Annotated in this window: 1 pseudogene; it reads left to right on the top strand. The window is 66.5% G+C overall.

The features are described from left to right. Positions 1 to 502, top strand: a pseudogene (locus KUG39_RS17130) (iron uptake porin); the annotation flags it as partial.

The raw sequence follows: 502 nt of genomic DNA, 5'->3' as shown, positions 1-502 counted from the left end.
CAGCCTGAACCTGGGCGCTGGTGGTGGTCTGTGGTGGAAGAGCGGCGGCTTCAGCATCAGCGCCAACTACGTCTCCGCCAACGGTGACGTGGGCAACCCGATCGCCGGCACGGCGAACTGCGGTGGCATCGGCAACGCCTGCTCCTCCCAGACGGGTACGGCCCAGGTCGCCTACACCGGCTCCAACTGGGGCATCGCTGCGGCCTACACCTACTCCTCGGGTGGTGCTGGCACCTACAGCGGCAACGCCACGCCTCTGGCCAACGCCTTCTTCACCGGCTCTGCCGCCACCAACTCGGTGGGCATCAGCGCCTACTGGCAGCCCAGCAACTCCGGCTGGATCCCCTCCATCAGCACCGGCTGGGGCATCAACCGCAACCAGTTCAACGGCGCCAACTTCGGCAACGCCGCCGGGCTCGTCTCCACCACCGGCATCACCAACGCCACCAGCCAGTCCTGGTACGTGGGTCTGCAGTGGGATGACGTGTTCATCAAGGGCAAC

It is taken from the genome of Synechococcus sp. CCAP 1479/10 (genome assembly GCF_019038515.1).
Classification (GTDB): Bacteria; Cyanobacteriota; Cyanobacteriia; order PCC-6307; family Cyanobiaceae; genus Cyanobium.
The sequence above is the reverse complement of the archived record's forward strand: the minus strand, read 5'-3'. Positions and strand labels throughout refer to the sequence as shown.